Genomic DNA, 8018 nt, shown 5'->3' on the forward strand with positions numbered 1-8018 from the left:
CACACCCTATACATTTAAATCTTGCTGAATAACGGAGTACAACTCAGAATCCAGATAATCCATTGCATCTGTAAATGAAAGCTCACCCTGCACACAGTGCTCATAAAGGATGTCCGTGACCAAAGAATGAGCCATAAAATCGTGATGAATGATTTGCCCATATAAACCATAAGTCACGAGGTCTAAATTATTCTCTAACCCATAATGATTATGAGCTTGTAATAATGTTTTATGGATATTTACTGGATTTAATTGTGAAATATCTACTTCATTAAAATCATTAAGTTGCTGGAAAACACTATTTGACAATTCAACTAAATCCAATGCTATTGATTCGGCTTTATTTAAAGAACGCAGAGGTAGTTTTTTAATCTGAGTCCGTTCTTCACTAGATTCGGTGCTATAAAATCCTGTGGGGTGTAAGAAATGCCATGCTTCAAAGTTATCCAATAAACTCACTAAGTTTTTTTCTTCTAAAATGTCATTTAAATAGATCATTACTCGTGGATCATACCAACGAAATAAAATTTTTCTTCCTTGATCCGACACTACCAGTTTATTTCTTATCTGATCCCTTAACTCTTCAAGTGATTCTATTTTTGTTGTACCAAAACCATGTACAAAGTAGCTGTCATTTACAATGTCCTTATTGCGGATTAGGTTATGTAATAAATCATCTTTTACTTGTTCGAAAACTTTATGATCATCAATACAGATCAGAAAAAGATCAGATGTCACCATATCTTTTTTGATCGCCAAAGGAATATATGCAATATTCTTTTTTGCTAAAGCATTTACGACATCATCAAAAATGGATGGGTTAAGCGTACTATCCAATAAAAAGATCAGATGTCCATATTGATTTAAAAGTTTAAAACAGTGTTGTTCTAACTGAGCTCTATCATTCTGCTCAGTATCATGTTGAACCGCGGTAAAAATAGGTAAACTCATGATAAATCAACCTTTGCAGAACCATTTTGAGCTGCTTGCGTTTGCTTCGCAGAACAATCAGGCAAATCAATTGCTGGCATATTCACGGAAGCACTCCCCAAAAACTGATGCTGCCCCGCCTTACTCTCAAACTTTCCAGCAGTCGTTGAAAAGATACCTGTTCCATTCATCTTAATTTGAGAACCACCTGCTGTCAGATTAATCTCAGTTGGACTCGTGATATAAACGGTATCTTCTGTAGAAATAATTTGAATACCTTTCCGCGCAATGACATCGAGTCTATCCCCTTGCGCTTGGATTTCAACCTTACCCTTGCCTGCATAGGCTCTTAGCCCGTCTTGTGCTGCAAAGAGACTGATTTTCTCACTGGCATGTGCAATGAATGATTTCTGCGTAGAAAGGTTAATACTCTCCCCTGCACTTTGGCTGATCTGACCATCAGCTGAGAGATAAAGGTTTTCATTACTGCTAACAGCTATGGAGTTTGGTGCAGAGAGAATCATGATGGCTTGTTTAAATGCATCTGCCTTGTTTTGATCTTGTTGTTCAATCTGTTCTAAGAAGCCTTTTAAGTTTTCTAAAACTTCAAGCGGATCCGTCTGTTGATTCTTCGCCACTTCACTTAACGCTTGGCTATTGTTTAAAGTCCCTTCAAGTTGTTGTTTGGCAGGTTGAGCATCCAGATGTGTACCAGCAGCTTGATCTTGTTTATGGCTACTAAGCAGTAAACCTTCACCTGCTCGAATCGCTCCCCATTGATCAGTTCGAAGCTCGAAGCCTTCTCCTCGTCCTTCACTTGTCTCTCTTTCTTTGGGATGGCTGAGGTTGCCGAGGTTCAGCTGAGTTGCACCATGGCTACTTTGTAGTTGAGTCGAGATTTGACCCGTGGTGTCATCGAAGCGCAGTTGGTTATAGCCTTCACCCCCTACTTCTTTAGAGCAAATCCCTGCCAGTTTCTTGGTCTCTGGCAATTGACCTTTCTGATCAAATTTCGTTGGGCTGCGCTGCGCTTCATGAATCCGTCCAACCACAAAGGGACGGTCAAGATTGCCATCAAAGAAATCAATCACCACGATTTCACCAATGCGCGGTAGAAAGCGTGCGCCATAGCCCTCACCCGCCCATGGGGTCAAAACATCAACCCATGCCGAGTCTGTATCATTGTCATTGGCGCCTGCACCACCGTCATGCCTGTGGTCATCGTTGCGGGTAAAGAGGAAGCGAACTTTGATCCGTCCCCATTCATCCACATAAATTTCTTCGCCACTTGGTCCCACGACTTTGGCACGTTGTGGGTGTGTGGCCGGTCGGTGCGCTATCGGGTTATAAGCTGGAACAGTCGTGATGTGACGACGCTGTAAACTTAGATGGTTGGCTTGGCGTTCGCTTGGCACTGTGCTGGTTTTGAGTGACCATTGGCTTTGTTTCAGTAAATGCTGAATTTGCTCACTCAGATCTTTGGGCAAGTTGTTTTGATTATAGAAAGTCTTGGTTGTGATCAGAAATTCTTTGTCTGCGTCACTGTGTTGATCAAGTTCAGGATGTTCATGTAACTCAAACCAATACCCCACTTGGGCATCACGTACGGTGCTCTGTGCAGTGAATTGTTTCGCCTGTTGGTTGTAGACATTACTCAGGGTTTGATTGAGTTTTTCAATTTGGCTGTTTGATGCTGCTGTCGCCTGATCTTCTCCATTTAAATCTTGCATCCATGCAGGGCTAATATGCCACGCTTGTTCTAGGCTGAGACTGGCATTGTCTTGTTGTGTGCTATGTTGATGCTGGCTTTGGACTGAACCTGCGCCTTCTTCTTGACTCAAGTGATCGGCTTGCCAACGTTGGATATGGACTGCAGTCGGTTGTAGGCTGCGCTGTGCACTCAGACTGATGATGCTGTCCTGTTGTTCGGTAGCACTAGAACGATGAAAACGAATCTGTCGACGCTTTAAGGCTTGGAACTGACTGTTGTCATCCAAGAGTCTAAGTTTTTGGGCTTGAATCGGATGACGAGTATGAGGTACATAGAGTTCAGCTTCATCAATTAGCCAGTTGATGCCTTCACTGCGCCAGAGCCGTGTTAGAAAGTCATAATCGGTTTCATTTGACTGCATGATGAAGGGACGAACATCGGTCTCTGTATTTAAACCAGAAAGATCAAGACTGAGGCTAGCAGCAAATAGCGGACTTTTGCTCTGCCATTCCTTAAAGAGTATTTCACTGACATCTCGCACACTTTTATTCATAAACACTCGGCTGTTGCGACGTTTATGCCAAAGTGCCGTTGCGTCTTCTAAGCGAAGTTTATACAAGGTCAGTGCACCATCACTTTGTCCTTGTTCGGCTTGAGTGATGATCCCTGTGCTGCGAAATAATGTGCCTTGGTCTGTGACCTGATCAACCGCGACTTGTACCCCGATAAATTGTTTCAGTGGAATCAGAGCATTGGTTGAGAGGCAGATCAATTCAACGTTTAAACCTTGGTTTAATGCATGTGTGCCTTCAATATGCTGCAAAAAGATGTCATGATTTAATGCAACATGTGAAAATTGTGCATGAATGGCACGTTTTTGTGCACTTAACCCCAATTGCTCAAGCACTTGAGTGATTGTATTTATCATCGTCTATATTTTTAAAAAGTAAGTTTCAGTCATCATTGATCGCAAACAACGATCATAAATTAGGCGCCATTATAGCCAGATCAATCCGACAAATGAGCAGAGTTTTATTCTTATTATGTAAACAACAAAATGCTCCGAGCAGCTGCGGAGCATTTTTATGGAAAATAATTTCACTTTGATTAAGAAATTTAGCGTTTTTCTTAATTCTCGAGCTGTAATCTACGCTCAGATAATGCTTTGCTCACCACTTGATAACCTGCAGTCATACCTAAAGTCGCCATAATGCCTGCCACGATTATGTCTGGCCACAAACTACCTGTACCAAACACACCTATTGCAGCAAAAATAACCGCCACATTCCCAATCGCATCATTTCGGCTACAGAGCCAGACCGATTGCATATTAGAGTCACCTTCTCTAAAGGCATATAAAATGATGGCACAAACCACATTCGCAAGCAAAGCAATCACACCAATCACCCCCATGGTCATGGCTTCAGGCGGAATTCCCAAAGCATAGGCATATATCACTTTACCAATCACGACTAGACCAAATAACGCCATGGTAATGCCTTTGAGCAGTGCCACTGTCGCCCGCCAATACAAACTCGCACCAAGCACCGCCAGTGAAATACCATAGTTGACTGCATCACCAAAGAAATCTAGAGAATCAGCCCATAAAGAGGACGAATGTGCATAAGCTCCACCAATAAGCTCCACCACGAACATAGCTAAATTGATCAATAAGGCAATCCACAATGCCATTCTAAACTTACTATTTGGCTTTTGTGGTGCGGGTGCACAACTGCAAGAAGAACATGCCATATACACAACCTCTATCCAGACGTAATCATTTTCTATTATGATTAAAAACTATGGAGTCGCTCTAAGGTCAAGCAAAATGAATCAACAAAACTCATCTCCTGTTTATTTGATGAAAGACTTAGTCCATAAAACAGGATTCAGTGCCGATACCATTCGTTTCTATGAAAAAAAGCATTTATTAGAGCCTTCTTTTCGCGGAGAAAATAACTATCGCTATTATCAAGATGATGCGCTTAAACGACTCATTTTTATTAAACGTTGCCGTGCGCTGGATATCTCACTCAAAGAAATTGAATACCTGATTGAACTGGAACAAAAGCCTCAACAAGACTGTAGTGCCGTCAATCAACTGATCGATGAACATTTAAAACAAGTCGAACAAAAAATCATTGAATTACAAAAATTTCAGATACAACTACAACAACTTCGGCAGTCTTGCACAACCCAATCAACCATTGATGATTGTCAAATTTTAAGACATCTTGAAGCAGGACTTACAGATGCATAAAACACATCAATACAAAATTTAGAATATGGGTATTACTCAGTTTTGCTACCTATTTACTCGAACCATTCGTGAGCAATGCAGGATTTTTATCCTTATTTTATTTAATTTTTTTATAAATTCACAAATAAAAAAAATCTAGCTTCACAGCAAATCTAATAAAATGATCCCCAATTATTTCTGATAAAAGGCCACAAAGAACTCTAGCTTTTTGATGATTAGAACCTCTGGTAAGTTTTATATAACCGCTCTTTTACTTTATAAAACAAGGATATTTAAATTTACTTCTATCCTTAGCCACATAAAACCATATATTCAATCATTTATAATTGAGCACTCACATCCAGCGTTTGAACATGTAATTTTCGCGCCTATCTCCGCTTAAATTCCGAGTTTTTTACTAGGTTGAATCTATTTTTTAAAGCCCTACAATAAACCCATATTTTTTTTATGCCTTAGTTTAATCATGAGCATTCATCACGTTACTGAACTTCTTTCTCCTGCAGGTTCGCTTAAAAATATGCGTTATGCATTTGCCTATGGTGCAGATGCAGTCTATGCCGGACAACCTCGTTACAGCCTACGTGTGCGCAATAATGAATTTGATCATGACAATCTGGCTATCGGCATTCAAGAAGCGCATGACTTAGGCAAAAAGTTTTATGTGGTCGTCAACATTCAACCGCATAACTCGAAACTCAAAAACTTTATTCGTGACCTCACACCTGTGGTTGCGATGCAACCCGATGCCTTGATCATGTCGGATCCTGGCCTGATTATGATGGTACGCGAGCATTTTCCAGACATGGATGTGCATCTTTCCGTTCAGGCCAATGCAGTCAACTGGGCTACTGTGAAGTTTTGGAAAAATATGGGACTGACTCGTGTCATTTTGTCCCGTGAATTATCCATTGATGAAATTGAAGAAATTAAGCAACAAGTGCCTGACATGGAAATTGAGGTTTTTGTGCATGGTGCGTTATGCATGGCATACTCTGGACGTTGTATGCTTTCAGGCTATATGAATAAACGTGATGCCAATCAAGGGGCATGTACCAATGCCTGCCGTTGGGAATATAAAGTTCATGAGACTACGCAAGATGAAAATGGTGATGTGATCCCAGTCCAAAATCTGAATACAGACTCCAATTGCTGTTCAAACTCTGATGCTGATGAACTGCATATGCAAGCACAGCATCAGTTTGATGAACCCGCATTACTACAACGTCATGATGAAGACATGTTTGCTGCTGAAGAAGACGAACATGGTACTTACTTTATGAACTCAAAAGACTTGCGCGCGGTGCAACATGTTGAGCGCTTAACCCAAATGGGGATCCATTCTTTAAAAATTGAAGGACGCACCAAGTCTTATTTTTACTGTGCGCGTACAGCGCAAATTTATCGCAAAGCCATAGATGATGCGCTCGCAGGTAAGCCTTTCGATTCCTCACTCATGACACAACTCGAAGGTCTGGCTAACCGTGGTTATACCGAAGGTTTCTTACGTCGCCACGTACATAGCGAATATCAAAACTATGAAAATGGTTCATCCAGTTTTGACCATCAACAATACTGCGGTGAAATTTTGGAACGCAATGATGATTATCTGAAAGTCGATGTCAAAAACCGTTTTGTAGTGGGCGATGTACTCGAACTCATGACCACTTCAGGCAACATCACTTTTAAACTGACAGAAATCCTCGATAAAAAAGGTAATCCAATACTTGAAGCGAAAGGTTCAGGGCATGTGGTTGAAATACCTGTTCCTGCTGATGTCGATATGCGCTATGCCCTGCTCATTCGTAACTTACCGCATTCAAGTGCCGACATTTCAGCGCCTGCATTGGCCTATGTTGCAAGCTGACTAGGGATAATGCTATGGCACTACGAATAACGGATGCATGTATTAACTGCGATATGTGTCTTCCTGAATGTCCCAATACCGCTATTTTTGAAGGTGATAAAATTTATGAAATAGACGTCAACCGCTGCACCGAGTGTGTTGGTTTTTATGATACCCAAACCTGTGTGGATGTTTGCCCAATTGCTTGTATCGAGCCACATCCAGAACACGTTGAAACACAGCAACAATTGTTAGAAAAATTTAAAGGATTGAACTTATTTAGCATCTAACCTTGGGGAAAGTAGAAAAGAAACCGAGTACTGACCACACTCAGAGTTTCAAAACAAAAACTGGGCAAAGAATAACAATAAACAAAAACTAAATGAAAAAGCCAAAGTGACTGGGGAGCACTTTGGCTTTTTCTTTGTACAAGATATTTGCTTTAACCGAAAAAAAAGGAACTGAGCTGTTAGCGACTCAGTTCCTATCAAGAGTAAAACCAAAGATCAGCGATACAACATAAAGGGGAAAAGCCAGCGTATATTTTGGGAGAGCGTTGGCTTTTTCATTTCACACTTACAGCCCAGAACGAATAATATAATCAAAAGCAGATAGAGATGCTTTCGCGCCTTCACCTGTGGCAATGATGATTTGCTTATAAGGCACAGTCGTACAGTCACCTGCGGCAAATACACCTTTGACATTGGTTTCGTTGCGATCATTAATCACAATCTCACCACGGTTTGAAAGCTCAACAGCAGTCTCTTTTAAGAAATCAGTGTTTGGCAATAAACCAATTTGTACAAAGATTCCTGCAAGTTCAACGGTATGTTCCACATCAGTTGCACGATCTTTATATTTCAATGCTGTCACTTGCTTACCATCACCCACAACTTCAGTCGATAGTGCATTCAGGATCACTGTGGTATTAGGCAAGCTATGTAACTTGTCTTGTAACACTTGGTCAGCACGTAGTTTGGTATCAAACTCAACCAAAGTCACATGTTCTACAATCCCCGCAAGATCAATCGCAGCTTCGACACCGGAGTTCCCCCCGCCAATTACTGCTACACGTTTGCCTTTAAACAGTGGACCATCACAGTGTGGGCAGTAGGCAACACCACGAGTACGGTATTCTGCTTCACCCGGCACATTCATTTCTCTCCAACGTGCACCTGTTGAAAGAATCACTGTTTTAGATTCAAGCTTCGCACCATTTTCTAAAGTGACTTCAACCAAGCCATTTGCTGTCTCATCCGCACCTTTGATGTTAG

Annotated in this window: 7 protein-coding genes; 3 read left to right on the plus strand and 4 right to left on the minus strand. The window is 41.1% G+C overall.

Going from position 1 to position 8018, the window contains the following annotated elements:
- Positions 1–6: 6 nt before the first annotated feature.
- The 3 genes from HYI04_RS09690 to HYI04_RS09700 all read right to left on the minus strand — a co-directional run bounded on the left by HYI04_RS09690 (position 7) and on the right by HYI04_RS09700 (position 4393).
- Positions 7–951: a hypothetical protein gene (locus HYI04_RS09690; RefSeq protein ID WP_159152852.1), complete on the minus strand. Its 945-nt coding sequence runs from the start codon at positions 949–951 to the stop codon at positions 7–9.
- The gene (locus HYI04_RS09695; protein WP_159152851.1) at positions 948–3569 is read right to left on the minus strand and encodes a type VI secretion system Vgr family protein; all 2622 of its coding nucleotides are present in this window, start codon (positions 3567–3569) and stop codon (positions 948–950) included. The genes HYI04_RS09690 and HYI04_RS09695 overlap by 4 nt, the downstream gene beginning before the upstream one ends.
- A 200-nt stretch (positions 3570–3769) precedes the next feature.
- Positions 3770–4393, minus strand: a complete 624-nt coding sequence (locus tag HYI04_RS09700; protein WP_178896103.1) for a cation transporter — start codon at positions 4391–4393, stop codon at positions 3770–3772.
- 76 nt (positions 4394–4469) lie between these two features.
- Here HYI04_RS09700 and HYI04_RS09705 point away from each other — a divergent pair, with 76 nt between their 5' ends.
- The 3 genes from HYI04_RS09705 (at position 4470) to HYI04_RS09715 (ending at position 7034) form a co-directional block, all read left to right on the plus strand.
- On the plus strand, positions 4470–4901 hold the full coding sequence (locus HYI04_RS09705; protein WP_178896104.1) for a Cd(II)/Pb(II)-responsive transcriptional regulator: 432 nt from the start codon (positions 4470–4472) through the stop codon (positions 4899–4901).
- Between the two features lie 463 nt (positions 4902–5364).
- Positions 5365–6765: a tRNA 5-hydroxyuridine modification protein YegQ gene (gene yegQ / locus HYI04_RS09710; RefSeq protein WP_178896105.1), complete on the plus strand. Its 1401-nt coding sequence runs from the start codon at positions 5365–5367 to the stop codon at positions 6763–6765.
- A 14-nt stretch (positions 6766–6779) separates the two neighbouring features.
- Positions 6780–7034 carry a YfhL family 4Fe-4S dicluster ferredoxin gene (locus tag HYI04_RS09715; protein ID WP_178896106.1) on the plus strand — a complete coding sequence of 85 codons (255 nt, stop codon included), beginning with the start codon at positions 6780–6782 and terminating at the stop codon, positions 7032–7034.
- A gap of 286 nt (positions 7035–7320) precedes the next feature.
- Here the strand turns inward: HYI04_RS09715 and HYI04_RS09720 are convergent.
- Positions 7321–8018, minus strand: a 698-nt coding sequence (locus tag HYI04_RS09720; RefSeq protein WP_178896107.1) for an FAD-dependent oxidoreductase, incomplete at its 5' end; no start/stop codon positions are given.

Source organism: Acinetobacter sp. SwsAc2, from assembly GCF_013391465.1.
Lineage (GTDB): Bacteria > Pseudomonadota > Gammaproteobacteria > Pseudomonadales > Moraxellaceae > Acinetobacter > Acinetobacter johnsonii.

Coding starts and splice junctions, on each gene's coding strand:
- HYI04_RS09705 (WP_178896104.1), top strand. CDS start 4,470: ATGAATCAACAAAACTCATCTCCTGTTTATTTGATGAAAGACTTAGTC.
- yegQ (WP_178896105.1), top strand. CDS start 5,365: ATGAGCATTCATCACGTTACTGAACTTCTTTCTCCTGCAGGTTCGCTT.
- HYI04_RS09690 (WP_159152852.1), bottom strand. CDS start 951: ATGAGTTTACCTATTTTTACCGCGGTTCAACATGATACTGAGCAGAAT.
- HYI04_RS09700 (WP_178896103.1), bottom strand. CDS start 4,393: ATGGCATGTTCTTCTTGCAGTTGTGCACCCGCACCACAAAAGCCAAAT.
- HYI04_RS09715 (WP_178896106.1), top strand. CDS start 6,780: ATGGCACTACGAATAACGGATGCATGTATTAACTGCGATATGTGTCTT.
- HYI04_RS09695 (WP_159152851.1), bottom strand. CDS start 3,569: ATGATAAATACAATCACTCAAGTGCTTGAGCAATTGGGGTTAAGTGCA.